The 15,779-nt window shown below is 75.5% G+C and carries 11 protein-coding genes; 5 read left to right on the top strand and 6 right to left on the bottom strand.

Going from position 1 to position 15,779, the window contains the following annotated elements:
- Positions 1–111: 111 nt before the first annotated feature.
- Entirely contained in the window at positions 112–1,770 is a 1,659-nt protein-coding gene (locus WAB15_RS25350) for a DUF6519 domain-containing protein (RefSeq protein WP_407287653.1), read from the top strand.
- Positions 1,770–2,837, top strand: coding sequence for a peptidoglycan-binding protein (locus WAB15_RS25345; RefSeq protein ID WP_407287652.1), 1,068 nt, complete (start codon positions 1,770–1,772; stop codon positions 2,835–2,837). Before WAB15_RS25350 ends, WAB15_RS25345 begins: the two co-directional genes overlap by 1 nt.
- A 388-nt stretch (positions 2,838–3,225) precedes the next feature.
- Here WAB15_RS25345 and WAB15_RS25340 read toward each other — a convergent pair whose 3' ends face one another.
- The 5 genes from WAB15_RS25340 to WAB15_RS25320 form a co-directional block, all read right to left on the bottom strand.
- Complete coding sequence (locus WAB15_RS25340) at positions 3,226–4,548, bottom strand: hypothetical protein (RefSeq protein WP_407287651.1); 1,323 nt, start codon at positions 4,546–4,548, stop codon at positions 3,226–3,228.
- A 94-nt stretch (positions 4,549–4,642) separates the two neighbouring features.
- The gene (locus WAB15_RS25335; RefSeq protein WP_407287650.1) at positions 4,643–5,512 is read right to left on the bottom strand and encodes a hypothetical protein; all 870 of its coding nucleotides are present in this window, start codon (positions 5,510–5,512) and stop codon (positions 4,643–4,645) included.
- A 134-nt stretch (positions 5,513–5,646) separates the two neighbouring features.
- Positions 5,647–6,837: a VWA domain-containing protein gene (locus WAB15_RS25330; RefSeq protein ID WP_407287649.1), complete on the bottom strand. Its 1,191-nt coding sequence runs from the start codon at positions 6,835–6,837 to the stop codon at positions 5,647–5,649.
- On the bottom strand, positions 6,834–9,389 hold the full coding sequence (locus WAB15_RS25325; protein ID WP_407287648.1) for a DUF5682 family protein: 2,556 nt from the start codon (positions 9,387–9,389) through the stop codon (positions 6,834–6,836). Before WAB15_RS25325 ends, WAB15_RS25330 begins: the two co-directional genes overlap by 4 nt.
- Positions 9,386–10,528: an AAA family ATPase gene (locus WAB15_RS25320; protein ID WP_407287647.1), complete on the bottom strand. Its 1,143-nt coding sequence runs from the start codon at positions 10,526–10,528 to the stop codon at positions 9,386–9,388. Before WAB15_RS25320 ends, WAB15_RS25325 begins: the two co-directional genes overlap by 4 nt.
- A gap of 180 nt (positions 10,529–10,708) precedes the next feature.
- Here WAB15_RS25320 and WAB15_RS25315 point away from each other — a divergent pair, with 180 nt between their 5' ends.
- Both WAB15_RS25315 and WAB15_RS25310 read left to right on the top strand, forming a co-directional pair.
- Positions 10,709–12,082 carry an SWIM zinc finger family protein gene (locus WAB15_RS25315; protein WP_407287646.1) on the top strand — a complete coding sequence of 458 codons (1,374 nt, stop codon included), beginning with the start codon at positions 10,709–10,711 and terminating at the stop codon, positions 12,080–12,082.
- A gap of 87 nt (positions 12,083–12,169) precedes the next feature.
- Positions 12,170–13,894 (top strand): DUF5691 domain-containing protein, encoded by a 1,725-nt coding sequence (locus WAB15_RS25310; protein WP_407287645.1) that lies wholly within the window; start codon positions 12,170–12,172, stop codon positions 13,892–13,894.
- A 50-nt stretch (positions 13,895–13,944) separates the two neighbouring features.
- On the opposite strand, the gene WAB15_RS25305 is transcribed toward WAB15_RS25310, so the two are convergent.
- On the bottom strand, positions 13,945–14,403 hold the full coding sequence (locus WAB15_RS25305) for a cobalamin B12-binding domain-containing protein (RefSeq protein WP_384487115.1): 459 nt from the start codon (positions 14,401–14,403) through the stop codon (positions 13,945–13,947).
- A gap of 375 nt (positions 14,404–14,778) precedes the next feature.
- Here WAB15_RS25305 and WAB15_RS25300 point away from each other — a divergent pair, with 375 nt between their 5' ends.
- A complete protein-coding gene (locus WAB15_RS25300) occupies positions 14,779–15,657 on the top strand; it encodes an esterase/lipase family protein (RefSeq protein WP_399148227.1) in 879 nt (292 codons plus the stop codon).
- The last annotated feature ends 122 nt before the right edge of the window (positions 15,658–15,779 follow it).

Genomic DNA, 15,779 nt, shown 5'->3' with positions numbered 1-15,779 from the left:
ACGGGGTGCACCGCCCGCCCGTTCGTGGCGTGAACCGCCGGCGCACCCGGCGCCCTTGCTGTGAGACGACCGCCGACCTTTTGAGCATCCCGTACGAGGGGGACCCCTTCCATGCACGCTGATCTCTCGCGCCTGACCCACCGGCCGGAGCGTCACTACTCCGCGGTCGTCGCCCAGCAGGGCCGCGTACAGCTCGACGCGGACGCCAACGAGCAGACCGCGATCCAGCTGTTCCAGGCCCGTACGCTCGCCGCCGACCTGATCGGCGAGCACGGCGGGCCGAGCGGCGCCACCGGCTTCAAGATCGCCCTGCGGGGCGGCGGCCGCGACCTGGACGACCTGGTCATCGGCGGCGGCCGCTACTACGTCGACGGCATCCTGTGCGACGCCACCCGCCCGCGGCCCGGCGTGCCGGTGCCCGCGCACGGCGCGGCCGACGACGACGGCAAGGACGAGCCGGGCGGCGACGGCGCGGGCGCACCGGCCGCACCGGCCACCACCTGGACGTACTGGGAGCAGCCCGACGGCTTCCGGGACCCCGAGCGGCCGGGCGACCGGCTGCCCGGCGCCTTCCCGTATCTGGCGTATCTGAAGGTGTGGGAGCGGGTGGTCACCGCCGCCGAGGACCCGGCGCTGCGCGAGGTGGCGCTGGGGTCGGCGATGCCGGACACCGCGGCCCGTACGAAGGTGGTGTGGCAGGTGCTGCCGCTGCCCGCGGCGGAGCTGGGCATCGAGGACCACACCCCGCCGATCAAGGACATCCGCAAGGCCTTCGCCGACTGGGCGCGGAAGCAGGCCGCCCCCGGCTCCGGCCTCGCGGCGCGCAGCGAGCGCCCGGACCACGCCGACGACGAGCCCTGCCTGGTCGCCCCGGACGCCCGCTACCGGGGGCCGGAGAACCAGCTCTACCGGGTCGAGGTGCACGACGGCGGCGGCGCGAAGGACGCCACCTTCAAGTGGTCCAGGGAGAACGGTTCCGTCACCTTCCCGGTCGACGAACTCGACGGCACCTGGGTGGCGCTGGCGACGCTGGGCGGCGACGACAAGCTGGATCTGAACGTCGGCGACCGGGTCGAGTTCGTCGACACCGCCTACGCCAGCCGTGGTGAGGCGGCGCCGCTGCTGCGGGTGGAGGAGCTCGACCTGCCGGGCCGCCGGGTGCGGCTGTCCGACGAGCCGGGGCCGGGCGTCGGCCGCCGGCCGGAGCTGCATCCGTTCCTGCGCCGCTGGGACCACCACGAGGGCGGCGGCCGCAAGGCCGTCGAGCGAGGTGCGAGGGCCGAGCGGCTCAGGCACGGTGCGCTGCCGGTCGAGGAGGGCGAGTGGCTGCCGCTGGAGGACGGTGTGGAGGTGTACTTCGCGCCCCGCGGCACCTACCGCACCGGCGACTACTGGCTGATCCCGGCCCGTACGGCCACCGGCCAGGTCGAGTGGCCCGCGGACGCGGCGCGCCGTCCGCTGCTGGAGCCCCCGTCCGGTATCGAGGTGCACTTCGCGCCGCTGGCGTGGGTGGCGGGCGAGCAGGCCGAACCCGATCTGCGGCGGGCGTTCCGGCCGCTGGCGGCGGACATCCCGGCCGCGGACGACGACGCGCTGGCCGCGGAGGCCGAGGCGCGGGCGGAGGAGCAGGCGGGCTACCCGGCGGACGAGACGTCCGGGGCCGGGTACGACGCGTCCGGCGCGGCGGGCGATGCGGCGCAGCCGGCGCCCAGCAGGTCGCAGACCACCGCCGCGGCCGAAGCGGCGGTCGACGAAGGGGGAGCCGGCTGATGGCCACACCCCTGACCGCGGCGAAGCTGCTGGCGGCGCTGCGCGCCGAGGGCCTGGTGGTCCACGAGGTCCGCGACTGGCGCCGGCACCACCGCAACGCGAAGGGCAGATGGGGCCCGATGCACGGGGTGATGATCCATCACACCGTCACCGAGGGCCTCGAAGCCTCGGTGGACCTGTGCTACGACGGGCACCCCGATCTGCCGGGGCCGCTCTGCCACGGGGTGATCGACAAGCGGGGCGAGATCCATCTCGTCGGCAACGGCCGCGCCAACCACGCCGGACTCGGCGACCGCGACGTCCTGGAGGCGGTGATCGCCGAGGAGTCTCCGCTGCCGAAGGACGACGCCGCCGACACCGACGGCAACCGGCACTTCTACGGCTTCGAGTGCATCAACCTCGGTGACGGCCAGGACCCGTGGCCGAAGGAGCAGCAGCTCGCGATCGAGAAGGTGTCGGCGGCGCTCTGCCGGGCCCACGGCTGGAGCGAGCGCTCGGTGATCGGCCACAAGGAGTGGCAGCCGGGGAAGGTCGATCCGCGCGGCTTCGTGATGGACCGGATGCGCGACCGGATCAAGCAGCGCCTGGCGAAACCACCGGAGGGCGAACCCGCCACGGGCGACGACGGCTCCGGCGGCGGAGGGCCGGACGGCGCGGGGTCGGGCGCGGGTGGCTCGGGCGACGGTGGTTCGGGTGGCTCGGGCGGCGGGTCGGGAGGCGGTTCCGGTGACGGTGCCGGCGGCGGCCCGGGGGGCGGCTCCGGTGACGGCTCGGGTGACGGGACGGGGCGGCCGGTGCCGCCCGGGCCGCAGCATCCGCCGTACGCGCCGTTCCCCGGCCGCGACTTCTTCCGGCCGGGGACGCCCAGCCCGGTGATCGCGGCGATGGGCGAGCGACTGGTGGCCGAGGACTGCGGCCACTACCGGGGCCGTCCGGGCCCGGAGTGGACCGAGGCACACCGCAAGTCCTACGCCTCCTGGCAACGCAAACTCGGCTTCCGCGGCAAGGACGCCGACGGCCTGCCGGGCCGCGTCAGCTGGGAACGGTTACGGGTGCCCAACTCGTAGGGGCGGATGGCCCATCGGCCCGGTACGCCCAGTGGCCGCCGGCTCCCGCAGGGGCGCTGCGCTTGCGGTGCTTGCGGTGCGGAGTACTCCTACCGTTGCGTGCGCGGTGCTCGTTGCGCACCGCGTAAACACGGAATACCGCCCTGCGCCACCACGTTGTGGCCTCACAGGGGGCCCTCGCTCCCCCTACAGGATGCGTTCGACCGCCCCCTAGGGCCCCGCCCCAGGCCGGCGGCCCGGTCCCCGCGCTCTCAAGCACGCGAACACACGAACACCAAAGCCGGGCGGTCCTCCCCCACAGAGGTCCGCCCGGCTGTTCATGGGTGATCCGGCGTCGGCCGCCGCCGCGGCCGATGTGCCGGTGGTGTCGGCCTAGTAGGCCGACGGATCAGACGGCCTGGACCGGGAGGACCGGCAGCGCCGGGACGTTGGCGGCGTTGGTCAGGTCGGCGAGGTCGGCGGGCACGGCCGGGACGGCGACGGCGTCGGTCAGGTCGGCGGGCACGGCCGGAACGGCGGGCGCAGCCGGGACGTTGGCGACGTCGGACACGTCGGCGGGCACGGCCGGAACGGCGGGCGCAGCCGGGACGTTGGCGACGTCGGACACGTCGGCGGGCAGGGACTTGGCCGGGGTCAGGCCCTGCACACCGGCGACGGCCTGGGTGGCGGTGCCCTGCGCGTCGGTCACGACCACGGCGGCCAGGCCCTGCGCGAACGGGGTGGCGTCGGTCGCCGCGCCCTGGGCGAACGCGACGGCGCCGGCGGCCTTGCCCTGCGCGAACGGCACCGCGTCGGTGGCCTTGCCCTGCGCGAAGGCGACCGCGTCGGTGGCCGCACCCTGCGCGAACGGCACCGCGTCGGCGGCGGTGCCCTGCACGAACAGCTGCGCCTGGCCGCCGACGACGGTCACGAACGGGGTCGCCTGGGCGGCCGCGTCACCGGCGAGCCGGCCGGCGCCGCCGACCGCACCCTGGGCGACCGGCACGACCTTGACGACGATCCGCTGGGCGACGGGCGGCAGCACGTCGGCGGCGGTGCTGTCGACGACCGGGCGGACGGTCGCCAGCGCGCCCTGGGCCTGCTTCGTCAGCTGCTCGGGGCGGACGCCCGCACCGGCGAGCGAGGCCAGCAGGTTGTCGGCGGAGCCGGGAGCCTTGGGCAGCGCGGGGGTCTTGGGCAGCTCGGGGGTCTGCGGCACCTGGGGCAGGCCGGCGGAGGGGACGCCCGGGGTGGCGGGCAGCGACGGAACGGCGGGCAGCTTGCCGTCCGTGAGGCGGCCGAGCTTGCCGAGGTCGGCCTTCTTCGCGGCCTTCTTCGCGGCCTTCTGAGCGGACTTGGCGGCCTTCTTGCCCTGCTTGAGGTCGGCGGCCTTGCCCACGGCGCCGGTCTTCGGCAGGTTCGCGCCGCCGGCCTGCTTCTGCACGCCGTCCACGGCGCCGGTGACGTCACCGAGCTTGCCGGTGGGCAGGCCCTGGGTCGGCAGGCCGCCGCCGAGGGTGTCGGTCGCCTTGCCGGCCACGTCGCCGGCCGTCTTCTGCGCGGTGCCGGTGACGTCGGTGGCGGCCTGGTTCGCGGTGTCGGTCACCGTGCCGGTGGCGGGCAGGTCCGGGACGGCGGGCAGCTCGGCGGCGTTGGCGGCGACGGAGCCCAGGGCCCACAGACCGGTGGCGGCAGCGGCGACGACGATGGAGCGGCGGATGTTCGAGCGCATGGTGATGAAGTCCTTCGAATTCAGGAGGGGTTTAAGGGCAGACCTGTCCCGCCCCCGCGCGGCAGGTCCAGTTACAGACGCGGAGCGGTCTGCCCTAGCCCGGGAATTCGAGGATTTCTTCGGCCCGCATGCGCGTCGGAGCGCCATCGGCCGTGCGAACGCCACCCGGCAGCAGCCGGAGGCTCGTGAAGTCCGCCGGGGCGGCGGCGTGCTGGTCCCCACCACGGGGGCCGTGGCCGTCACCGGCGGTGTGCGAGGCCGGCGCCGCCTGGCCCTGCGGAAGCTGAGCGGGAAGGCCCTGGTGGCCCGGGTCCCGCTGCTCGTGAACGACGGTCACGGGCTGCTCGGCGGCCGGCTTGTGCAGGCCGTCGGCGAGGTGCGCGAGCCGGTGCGCGGCGCCGCCGTCGGCCGGCGCGACGCACCGCGGCTGACCGGACGGGTGCATGCCCTGCGGCGTACGGCCGTGCTGCTCCGCGCCGTCGCCGGGACGGTTCGCGTGCTCACCGGCCGGGAGGTTCACGGGCAGCGCGGCACCGGCCGAGTCCCCGACCTCCCGCACGATCCGGCTCACCGGCTCGGTGATCCGGCCGGTGACCGGCGCGGTCTGCTCGGCGGCGGGCTTTACGGCCTCGGCCACCGCGGCGGACGCGTCCTGCGTACCGTCGGCGATGTCCGCGCCGGTTGCCTGGCCCCGCCGCTCCAGTGCGGTCCGGGATCCGGACAGCCGGTCGGCCGTCCCGGTCCGGGTGGCGGCCCGGTCCGGGAGGGACGCCTCGGCCGGGGCCGGGGACGCCGCCCCGGTCGGGGCCGGTGCGCTGGTGCGGTCGTCGGCGTGGGCGCCGGGACCGAAGGCGAAGCCGAGAGCGACGAAGCCCACCAGGAAGAGCCCGGCCAGCAGTGCGCGCCGCGCGGCCACCGTGCGCGGCAGGCGCACGGCGGCAGGCAGGGCGAACACAGCAGACAAGGAGGGGACCTTCCCATACGGACGGGGACATCCGGGCACACGGCCTCGATGTCACGCGCGTCGCGGGCGATCGAGCGATGCCCTGATCCTTGCACGAGGAGCCAGGTGCCACGCAAGTCCTCCCGGTGCATCGGTCACCGTTGCTCCGCCATGTCCGGTATGGGCAGCGGACGTTTCTCCAGCGCGGCCGCCATCACGTCCGGAAACAGGTCCGGCGTACAGGCGAACGCCGGTGCGCCCAGGGCCGCGAGGGCCGCGGCATGGTCCCGGTCGTAGGCGGGGGCGCCCTCGTCGGAGAGCGCGAGCAGGGTCACGAACTGCACACCGGACGCCTTCATCGCGGCGACCCGGCCCAGCATCTCGTTGCGGATTCCGCCCTCGTACAGGTCGCTGACGAGGACGACGACGGTGTCGGCGGGGCGGGTGATGCGGGACTGGCAGTAGGCGAGCGCGCGGTTGATGTCCGTACCGCCGCCGAGCTGGGTGCCGAAGAGCACGTCGACCGGGTCGTCCAGCTGGTCCGTCAGATCCACCACCGCGGTGTCGAAGACGACCAGCCGGGTGTCGAGGGCCCGCATGGAGGCCAGCACCGCGCCGAACACCGAGGCGTAGACGACCGAGGCGGCCATCGAACCGGACTGGTCGATGCAGAGCACCACGTCCTTCTTCACCGACCGGGCGGCCCGGCCGTAGCCGATCAGCCGCTCGGGGACGACCGTGCGGTGCTCCGGGAGGTAGTTCTTGAGGTTGGCCCGGATCGTGCGGTCCCAGTCGATGTCGCGGTGGCGGGGCCGGCTGATCCGCGCGGAGCGGTCCAGCGCGCCGGTGAGGGTGGCGCGGGTGCGGGTCGCGAGCCTCTCCTCCAGCTGTTCGACGACCTTGCGGACGACGGCCCGTGCGGTCTGCTTCGTGGTCTCGGGCATGACCTTGTTGAGCGAGAGCAGGGTGCCCACCAGATGGACGTCCGCCTCGACGGCCTGCAGCATCTCCGGCTCCAGCAGCAGCGCGGACAGTCCCAGCCGGTCGATGGCGTCACGCTGCATCACCTGCACCACCGAGGACGGGAAGTACGTCCGGATGTCGCCGAGCCAGCGCGCGACACCGGGCGCCGAGGCTCCCAGTCCGGCAGAGCGGGGCCCGCCGTCGGCGCCCTTGCCGCCGTCGCCCTGCTGCCGGCCGTAGAGCGAGGCCAGCGCCCCGTCCATGGCGGCATCGCGCCCCCGCGGCTCGTATCCCGTGCCGTCCGCGCCGCCGTCGCCCAGGACCAGTCGCCAGCGGCGCAGGCGCTCGGTGGTGGGCTCTCGGCCCGTTGTGAGATCGCTCAACTCGCCACCCCCGTGAGGTCTTCGGGCGATTCGGTCCGACCCGGTCGCCCCTCCGCTCGCCCGTAGGGCCGGTCATCCGGTCGGTCGCACGGTCGGCCGTCCCGTCCGTCGTCCGCGCGCTCGTCCGCGCGTTCGTCGTCGAAGCCGCGCTGTTCGATCCCCAGCAGCAGGCGCAGCGTGGGGAGTGCGGCCGCGGCACGGTCGCGGTCCAGGCCGGGACCGAAGCCGGGCGCGGCCATGGCGTCGCCGGCGGGCCCGCCCGGGGTGGCCGCGGGGCCGCGGCGGATCAGTTCGCCGAGTGTGCGCCGCACACCGGTGTCGTACTCGGCGAAGGTGCGGCGCAGCAGCGGCAGTACGTCGGGGAAGGCGGCGTCCGGCACGCCCGTCAGCCAGCCGTCGACGAGGGCGAGCAGCCGTTCGTCATGGACCAGCAGCATGCCGCCGTCCCCGCCTCCGGCGAACCCCTCGATCCAGCCGGCGGCGTCGGCGGGCGCGGTGCCCGGCGACAGGGCGAGCCCCATCAGCCGCTCGGCTCCGCCGTCGCCCAACTCGCCGTCGTCCAGCAGGAGTCGGGTGGCACGGCCGCGGATCACCCCCGCTACGGCGTCCCGTTCGCTCACCGCGCGCAGGACCTGGGCCCAGCGTGCCCGCAGGCCACCGGGCCGGGCCGGTGGCGGGGCGAGGAGGGCTACGGCGCGGTGCGTGGCGTCGAGATGGCCGCGCATCTCGGCGGCGCCGTCCGCGTCCAGACCGAGGCAGGCCGGTGGCAGTCCGACGAAGATCCGCTCGGCCAGGCCCGTGGCCACCTCGCGGAGCGCCGCGGCGTCCGTTCCGCGGACATCGCCGTAGCGCACGGACCGTACGAGCGCGGGCAGCGCCTGCGCGAGATGGCCGACGTCCGCGTCGAGCGCCGCGCGGTCCGCCAGCGCGCGCATCACCACCGGCAGGGCGTCGGGGAGCTGGGCGAGCAGACAGCGTTCGGCGAGCGCGGTCACCTCGGCGAGGGTGGCCGCCCCGGTCGCCTCGGAGGCGGCCTTGGCGGTGGCCGCCGCGGGCACGGTCGTGCCCCACATGCCGGCCTCCGCGACCCGCACGGCCAGCTCCGGTGCCCAGCGCAGCCGCCAGGTCTCGCGGAAGGTGCCGGTGCCACCGCGGGAGCGGACGGGCTCGCCCCAGGGGACGTCGAGCAGCCGCAGCCGGTGCAGCAGGCGGCTGCGTCCGGCGTCGGTCTCCTTGCGCAGGTCCAGCTCCAGTTCCCGTTCCAGGGCCTCCGGTTTGAGCCGCAGCGCCCGCTGGCTGCGGGTGATGTCCCGCTGCAGCGGCACCGCGGGGGCGTCCTCGGGGACCTCGCCCAGTACCTCGCCGACCACCAGCCGGTCGTGGATCAGCAGGGACGGTGCGTCGGTGCCGTCGCCCATGACGGCCCGGACGGCGTCGTCCAGTTCGGTCAGTCCGGCCAGTGGGCGGCCGCGGACCGTGGCCAGCGCCTCGGCCAGCCGGACCGCTTCGATGACATGCGCCGACGAGACGGCGTAGTCCTCCTCGCGCAGCAGCCCGGCGACCTTGGTCAGCCAGCGTTCGACGGGGCGGTCGGGGGCGCTGAAGAGGTGGCCGTACCAGCCGGGGGAGGCGATGCCGGCGCCGTAGCCGCTGCGGCGGGAGAGCCGGCGGTGCGTCCAGGGCACCCACGTCACCGCCGTCTTCACCTTCGGCAGGCCCTTGAGCAGCCGGCGGTCGGCGGTCATGGTGGTGCGCTGCGCCAGCGCGGGGACGTGCCAGGCCCCGCACACCACGGCGAGGTCGTCGCCGAACTCCCGCCGCGCGGCCCGCAGCCGGAGCCGCATATGGGCTTCGCGCACCAGGTCGGTGGAGGTGGCCGCCGAGCGAGGGGGGCCGTCCTCGCAGGGGTGTCCGCCCTCGCCCGCGGGTTCCCGCGCGGCGGAGCCGGGAGCGCGGGAGGGTCCGCCGTCGCCGTACGTCTCGCGCAGCGCCCCCATCGCCTCGGCCACCGCCGCGAACGGGGCGAGCGCGTCCGCGCCGGGCCCCGCGCCGTCGCCGCGGTGCTCGACGACGTCCTCCCACCAGCGCTCGGGGTCGTCGTAGCCGGCGGCCTCGGCCAGCACCCGGATCGGATCGACCCGTACGTCGGCGGTGCCGTCCGTCTCCTCGGCATCGGCCCGCGCGCCGCCGTCCGGCGCGTCGGCGGCCAGGGAGTGCGCCGCCGGCAGGTCGATGAAGCGGACGGGGACACCGTGCTCCAGTGCCCAGCGCATCGCCGCCCACTCGGGGGAGAACTCGGCCAGCGGCCAGAACGCCGCCCGGCCGGGGTCGTCCAGCGCATGGGCCAGCAGCGCGACCGGCGGCCGCATGTCCTCCCGCGCGGCCAGCGGCACCAGTTCGTCCGCCTCCGGCGGGCCCTCGATCAGTACGGCGGCGGGCGTGCACTGCTCCAGGGCGGCCCGCACCGCCCGCGCGGATCCGGGGCCGTGGTGCCGCACCCCGAGCAGCACCGGCCCGCCTCCGCCGCCCGTTCGTCCTCCGCGCTCGCTCATGCGCTCACCTCGCGGCAGGCGCGGTAGAAGTCCTTCCAGCCGTCGCGCTCGCGCACGACGGTCTCCACGTACTCCTGCCATACGACGCGGTCGGCGGCCGGATCGCGGACGACGGCGCCCAGGATGCCCGCGGCCACGTCCCCTGAGCGCAGCACACCGTCCCCGAAGTGCGTGGCCAGGGCGAGGCCGTTGGTCACCACCGAGATGGCCTCGGCCGTGGAGAGCGTGCCGGACGGCGACTTGAGTTTGGTGCGGCCGTCGGTGGTGAGGCCGTCGCGCAGTTCGCGGAAGACCGTGACGACCCGGCGGATCTCGTCCATGCCTTCGGGCGCGGCGGGCAGCTCCAGCGAGCGTCCGATCTGCCCGACCCGGCGCGAGACGATGTCGATCTCCTCGTCCGGGGTGGCGGGCAGCGGCAGTACGACGGTGTTGAAGCGGCGGCGCAGCGCGCTGGAGAGTTCGTTGACGCCGCGGTCGCGGTCGTTGGCCGTGGCGATCAGGTTGAACCCGCGGACGGCCTGCACTTCCTGGCCCAACTCCGGGATGGGCAGGGTCTTCTCCGACAGGACCGTGATGAGGGTGTCCTGGACGTCGGCGGGGATGCGGGTCAGCTCCTCGACCCGGGCGGTCATGCCCCGCGCCATCGCGCGCATCACCGGGCTGGGCACCAGCGCCTGGCGGCTGGGGCCGTCGGCGAGCAGCCGGGCGTAGTTCCAGCCGTAGCGGATCGCCTCTTCGGGAGTGCCGGCGGTGCCCTGCACCAGCAGGGTGGAGTCGCCGCTGATGGCCGCCGCCAGGTGCTCGGAGACCCAGGTCTTGGCGGTGCCGGGGACGCCGAGCAGCAGCAGTGCGCGGTCGGTCGCCAGGGTCGTCACGGCGACCTCGACGATCCGGCGCGGGCCGACGTATTTGGGTGTGACGACCGTGCCGTCCGCGAGCGTGCCGCCGAGCAGGTATGTCGCCACCGCCCAGGGCGAGAGCCGCCAGCGCGCCGGACGCGGCCGATCGTCGGCGGCCGCGAGGGCCGTCAGCTCCTCGGCGAAGGTGTCCTCCGCGTGCGGGCGGAGCGCTTCACCGGCGTCGGCGGCCGGTGCGGAAGCGGTCGGGTCGTCAGGTGTGTCGATGGTGTTCTCGGACATGGCTCCCCCTCGTCGCAAGGACCGCGGCCGACCCTGCGAAACCCCGTCGGCCGCCTGCGGAGTTCCAGCCTGCACCACGCCACTGACAACGCCTTCGAAAACGGCCTCTGACCTGCGGGTTCGCCGCCGCTTCAGCGTGCGCGGCGGCGATTGTCAGTGGTGCGTCGTAGCGTCGAAGACATGAATCCGCAGGGGGAACGCTGGACGACGGATCAGGTGCTCTCGCTGGCATCTGACGAGGCATCGGGCAGGGCCGGCGGCAGGCTCGCGGCGGCCGGGCCGTGGTCGGAGACGGGCGCGGACGGGAGTGCGGTGTGGGGGCTGTGCAAGGGCGGCGGAAAGCAGCCTTATCGAGCGGTCGTGGACATCAAGGGCGCTGCCTTCAGCTGCAGTTGCCCGAGCCGGAAGTTTCCGTGCAAGCACGCGTTGGGGCTGCTGCTGCTCTGGGCGGGCGAGGAGGGGGCGGTGGCGGCCGGGGAGCCGCCGCAGTGGGTGCGGGAGTGGCTGGCCGGACGCCGCGAGCGCGCCGGGCGGACGGAGGGTGCGGCGCCGGGCGGTGGCGCGGCGTCGCGCGCGCCCGCCGACGCGGAGGCCGCCCGGCGGCGGGCGGAGCGCCGGATGCGGCGGATCACCTCGGGGGCCACGGAGTTGGAGCAGCGGCTGGAGGATCTCGTGCAGTCCGGTCTGGCCTCCGGCGAGGGGGGCGCCTCCGGCTCGGGGGGCGGGTCCTGGGAGGAGACCGCCGCGCGCATGGTCGACGCCCAGGCGCCCGGACTCGCCGCGCGGGTGCGCGAGTTGGGTTCGTTGATCGGGTCCGGGCCCGGCTGGCCGGCCCGGCTGCTGGAGGAGTGCGCGCTGGTGCACCTCCTCGACCAGGGCTTCCTCGGCATCGAGCGGTTGCCCGCCCCGCTCGCGGCGACGGTCCGTTCGCGCGTCGGGCTGACCACGGAGGCGGCCGAGGTGCTGACCGGCCCCGAGGCGGCGACGGTGCGGGACCGCTGGCTGGTGCTCGCCCAGCAGGACGGCGAGGACGGCGCGTTGACCACCCGCCGCGTCTATCTGCGGGGCGAGCGGACCGGCCGGATGGCGCTGCATCTGTCCTTCGGCGGTGCGGGCCGCCCCCTGGAGGTGACCTTGCCGCCGGGCCTGGTGCTCGACGCGGACCTGGCCTACTACCCGAGCGCCCGTCCGCTGCGCGTCGCCCTGGGCGAGCGGCACGCTCCGGCGGCGCCGGGGCCGGTGCCGCCGGGCAGCGGTATCGACGCCGCGCTGGCCGCGTACGGCGATGCGCTGCGCGACGACCCCTGGCTGGATTCCTGGCCGGTGGTGCTGGCCGATGTCACGCCGGTTCCGGGCCGCGACGGCGAGGGCTGGCAACTGGCCGACGCGGACGGGGAGTCGGCGCTCCCGCTGGACCCGCGGTTCCTGGGCCGTACGGGCCTGTGGCAGCTGACCGCCATATCGGGCGGCGCGCCGGTCACGGTCTTCGGCGAATGCGGCCACCGCGGCTTCCTGCCGCTGACGGCCTGGGACCCCACCCCGGTGGCACTGTGACGCCGGCCCGCGGCCGCGCCGGCCGCGCCCGTTGTGGCACCCGTCCGTCCGTACCCCCCGTCCACCACCGATGCCTGGAGGAAGGGCATGACGACCACCACCAGCCCTGACCCCGCCGAGGCGACCGTCGTCGGCCCGCCCGCCGGGTCCGCCCGGCCCTCGGCTCCCGCGCCCACCGCGACCGCCCCGGCGCCCTGGCCCGATCTGGTCAGCGCGGCGCTGCTCGGGACCGAGCGGCGCCGGCCGCCGGTGGCGGTGCGGGCCGGGCAGGGCGCCGCGGCCGCGCTGCTGGACGCGGCCGCGGTGAGCACGGTGCGCCGGCGCGCCGCGCTGCGCCCCGCACCGGCCGGTGAGCGGCCCGCCCCGGCCCCGGCCGATCCGCGGCCCCCGCTGCCGCCCGCCGCGCGCCGCAGGCTGTCGCTGCTGCTCGCGGACCGCGGCGGCGCGGGCGGCGGCAGCCGCCGCGGCACGGCGCCCGATCTCACCGAGTTGCTGCCCCAGTGGCTGGCCGCCGCCGAAGGCTACGGCTACCGCGCGCCCGACGCGCTGCTGCCCGCGCTGCTCGACGCCGCCCGGGCCCGTACGGACCTGCGGCCCGCCGCGCTCGCCCTGGCGGGACCGCGGGCCCTGTGGCTGGCGCGGCTCAACGACGCCTGGCGGTTCGCGCTCCGCGGGATCGGGGGCCCGGCCGCGCCGCCGGGGGACGACGGCGCCGAGGGAGTGCGACGGCGCTGGGAGGAGGGCCTGTTCGCCGAGCGGGTCGCCCTGCTGACGGCGCTGCGCCGCCGCGACCCGCGGGAGGGCCTGGACCTGCTGCGCACGACATGGGCGACGGAGCGGGCCGAGGACCGCCTGATGTTCCTCGACTCACTGCGCGAGGGCCTGTCGGCGCCCGACGAGCCCTTCCTCGAGGAGGCGCTGTCCGACCGCAGCCGCAATGTGCGCGCCACGGCCGCCGAACTGCTCTCCGCGCTGCCCGGTTCCGCGCTCGCGGCCCGTATGGCGCGGCGCGCCCGTACCTGCGTCGGGCTGGACCGCACGGCCGGCGCGGCGGTGATCGCCGTGGAGGCGCCGCACGAGTGCGATGCGGGGATGCTGCGGGACGGCGTCGCGCCCACGCCGCCCTCCGGGCGGGGCGAACGGGCCTGGTGGCTGGGCCAGTTGGTGGAGGCGGCGCCGTTGGAGGGGTGGCGGGCGCGGTTCGAGGGACGCGACCCGGTGGCGATCGTCGCGCTCCCGGTGGCCGACGACTGGCGGACCGAGCTGCACGACGCCTGGTGCCGCGCCGCCGTGCGCCAGCGCGACGCCGAGTGGGCGCGGGCGCTGCTGGGCGCGCCGGCCGCGCCGGCCCAGGCCGCCGAGGTCGCCCCGACCGGCTCGTCGCGGGATCTGACCAAGCTGCTCACCGTGCTGCCGGCGGAGGAACGGGCCCGGTGGGTGGCGGAGTTCATCGCCACCCACGGCCTGTCGGACGCCTTCCGGATGCTGGGGGTGTGCGCGGTCCCCTGGGCCGAGCCGCTGGGCCGGGCCGTCGTCGACGCCCTGGACATCGCCCGGGACGCGGGGAGCTACCCCTGGAGCTTCAGCGGGGTGATGGGCCTGGCCGAGCGCTGCCTGGACCCGGCCGCGGCGGACCGGCTCGACATGCTCACCGCGGTCACGGACGAGCCGGAGGGCGCCTCGCCGGGCTCCGGCGGCTACTGGTCCGAGGCGTTCTTGCGGCTGGTCGGCACGCTGCGGCTGCGGGCCACGATGCGTACCGAGCTGGCCCCGCCGCCGTCCCCGGGCGACGACGGCCGGGGCGCGCCGTGATCGTCCGCGCCCCGGCCGCCGGCCGTCTTCCCGCCGTGCTCGGCCGCGCCTCAGACCGCCAGCGAGCGCACGTTGGCGTTCACCCACTCCACGATGGAGGCGGTCGTCGCGCCCGGGGTGAAGATCTCCGCGACGCCCTGCGCCTTGAGCGGGGGGATGTCCGCCTCGGGGATGATGCCGCCGCCGAAGACCTTGATGTCCGCCGCGTCGCGCTCCTGGAGGAGTTCGATGACCTTCGCGAAGAGGGTGTTGTGCGCGCCGGAGAGGATGGACAGCCCGATCGCGTCGGCGTCCTCCTGGATGGCGGTGTCGACGATCTGCTCCGGGGTCTGGTGCAGCCCGGTGTAGATCACCTCCATACCGGCGTCGCGCAGCGCTCGCGCGATGACCTTGGCTCCGCGGTCGTGCCCGTCCAGGCCCGGCTTGGCCACCACCACGCGGATCGGCCCCGACCTGCCTGCCGCGCCCTGGCTCCCCGCTTGCGCCCCGTCCTGCCGAGCCACACTCATCACTGCCTCCAAGCCATGCACGGCACTGTGGTGCCGCCGAGCCGACAATCGATCGCGCGACCGCGATCCGGCGGCCACGAGCGTGAACGAACGTTATCCCCAGCATCGCTTACCCGGCTGTTTCGTGACATCCGGGGAGGGGGAAATCACACGTGGGACACGTTCGCTACGCGCCGCGTTCCGCGTGTCGTCACGCCACGGCCATGTGGTGCGGTGCGCGCGGGCCGGGCGCCCGGGGAGCCGCAGCCGGGCCACCGCGCCACGGGGCGCGCATCAGGGCGAGTACGCCGCATGCTCGTCTTCGCCGCTCACGGCTTCCCGCGAGGGCATACGGGGGACGAAGGCGCCTCCCGCATGCCGTTCGGGAGGTCGGCCATGCAGGTCCTGCCCTTGTTTTCCGCACCCCTTCTGATCGCGCGCGCCGTCCGCGCACCCCTGCGGTGCGCGCGTCTGCTCCCTGCGCGCTCCGCGCGCCTGCTGGCCCGCAGCACGGTCGTGGAGCTGGCGGTCCTCGCCGGCCATCTCCTCCTCTATCCGACCGGCATCCCCCGGGAGCGCCCGGTACCCCGATCCACCGCCGCGGACGCCCCCGTGCTGTTGCCGACCGAGGGCCGGGCCCGTCCGCCGGTCCTGCTGCTGCACGGCTTCATCGACAACCGCTCGGTCTTCGTGCTGCTGCGCCGCTCACTGCTGCGTCACGGCTGGCGCCATGTCGAGGCGCTCAACTACTCCCCGCTGACCTGCGACCTGCGCCGGGCCGCCGAGCTGCTGGGCCGCCATGTGGAGGAGGTGTGCGCGCGGACCGGCCACCGCCGGGTGGACGTGGTGGGCCACAGCCTCGGCGGGCTCATCGCCCGCTATTACGTGCAGCGGCTCGGCGGCGACGCCCGCGTCCGCATGCTCGTCACGCTCGGCACGCCGCACTCCGGCACCCGCGTCGCGCCCCTGATGTCGGCGCACCCGCTCGTCCGGCAGATGCGCCCCGATTCCGAGGTGATGGCGGAGTTGTCGCTTCCGGCGCCGCGTTGCCGGACGCGGTGGGTGGCTTTCTGGAGCGAGGAGGACCAGGTGATGGTGCCGGCCGCGACCGCCAGAATCGATCATCCGGATTTGAGCGCGCAGAATGTGCGCGTCGTGGGGGTCGGACATCTCGCGCTACCGGTCAACGGCGCCGTCGCCGCCGGAATACGTGAGGCGCTGAGCGCCGCCGAGGCGGTCGAGGAGGGGGGCGCGGACGCCGTTTCGGTGGCCTGACCGCTTCCCCCGACGTGACGCGGAGTCGAACACCCGTCGAACGGGGCGCCAAGAAGTCGCATGCGGGCTGCCGAAAGGCGGCCAAATGCCCGGTCTTGCCGAGTCGGGAACCCGTGGAAGAT

Origin of the sequence: Streptomyces sirii (assembly GCF_045690365.1) — a bacterium.
Taxonomy (GTDB): Bacteria; Actinomycetota; Actinomycetes; order Streptomycetales; family Streptomycetaceae; genus Streptomyces; species Streptomyces sirii.
Note: the sequence above shows the minus strand (reverse complement) of the source record. Positions and strands in the feature narration are given on the sequence as shown.

What these genes read in the sequence shown, in the direction of transcription:
- WAB15_RS25300 (WP_399148227.1), top strand. Translation starts at nt 14,779, where the DNA reads ATGCAGGTCCTGCCCTTGTTTTCCGCACCCCTTCTGATCGCGCGCGCC.
- WAB15_RS25325 (WP_407287648.1), bottom strand. Translation starts at nt 9,389, where the DNA reads ATGAGCGAGCGCGGAGGACGAACGGGCGGCGGAGGCGGGCCGGTGCTG.
- WAB15_RS25315 (WP_407287646.1), top strand. Translation starts at nt 10,709, where the DNA reads ATGAATCCGCAGGGGGAACGCTGGACGACGGATCAGGTGCTCTCGCTG.
- WAB15_RS25320 (WP_407287647.1), bottom strand. Translation starts at nt 10,528, where the DNA reads ATGTCCGAGAACACCATCGACACACCTGACGACCCGACCGCTTCCGCA.
- WAB15_RS25350 (WP_407287653.1), top strand. Translation starts at nt 112, where the DNA reads ATGCACGCTGATCTCTCGCGCCTGACCCACCGGCCGGAGCGTCACTAC.
- WAB15_RS25340 (WP_407287651.1), bottom strand. Translation starts at nt 4,548, where the DNA reads ATGCGCTCGAACATCCGCCGCTCCATCGTCGTCGCCGCTGCCGCCACC.
- WAB15_RS25305 (WP_384487115.1), bottom strand. Translation starts at nt 14,403, where the DNA reads ATGAGTGTGGCTCGGCAGGACGGGGCGCAAGCGGGGAGCCAGGGCGCG.
- WAB15_RS25345 (WP_407287652.1), top strand. Translation starts at nt 1,770, where the DNA reads ATGGCCACACCCCTGACCGCGGCGAAGCTGCTGGCGGCGCTGCGCGCC.
- WAB15_RS25310 (WP_407287645.1), top strand. Translation starts at nt 12,170, where the DNA reads ATGACGACCACCACCAGCCCTGACCCCGCCGAGGCGACCGTCGTCGGC.